This window comes from Pseudomonas sp. TKO26 (assembly GCF_003225665.1).
GTDB lineage: Bacteria > Pseudomonadota > Gammaproteobacteria > Pseudomonadales > Pseudomonadaceae > Aquipseudomonas > Aquipseudomonas saponiphila.
In genome coordinates, this window is record NZ_QKLN01000061.1 from 1 (window position 1) to 397 (window position 397).

1 pseudogene is annotated in these 397 nt (G+C 70.5%); it reads left to right on the forward strand.

Going from position 1 to position 397, the window contains the following annotated elements:
* Positions 1-221: pseudogene (locus DNK59_RS31455) on the forward strand (DUF3482 domain-containing protein); the annotation flags it as partial.
* Between the last annotated feature and the right edge of the window lie 176 nt (positions 222-397).

A 397-nucleotide genomic window follows, 5' to 3' on the forward strand; every position in this document is an offset into this window, starting at 1 on the left:
AATGTGTATAAGAGCCTACGACTGCAACGCCCCGGCGACCGCCTGGACGGCCCGGCCAGGCTGGCGCGCTTTCTAGACGGCAGCGTTACGAGCAGGAAGCCAAGGTCCTGCGCCAGCTGCTGGCCTCGGACGCCGGCCTGTATGTCATCGACGCCCGGGAGCCGGTGCTGGCCAAGTACCGCGATGAGCTGGAAGTACTGAGCGGCTTGCCGCAGCCGCTCAGTACTTCCAGCTCATCGCGGTACTTGGCCAGCACCGGCTCCCGGGCGTCGATCACATACAGGCCGGCGTCCCACGCCAGCAGCTGGCGCCGGACCTTGGCCTCCTGCCCGAACCGGTGGCGGGCGCCGTCGGCCAGCAGGGAGCCCCGCCCGCCGGCCCCGGCGGCCCTGTGGTG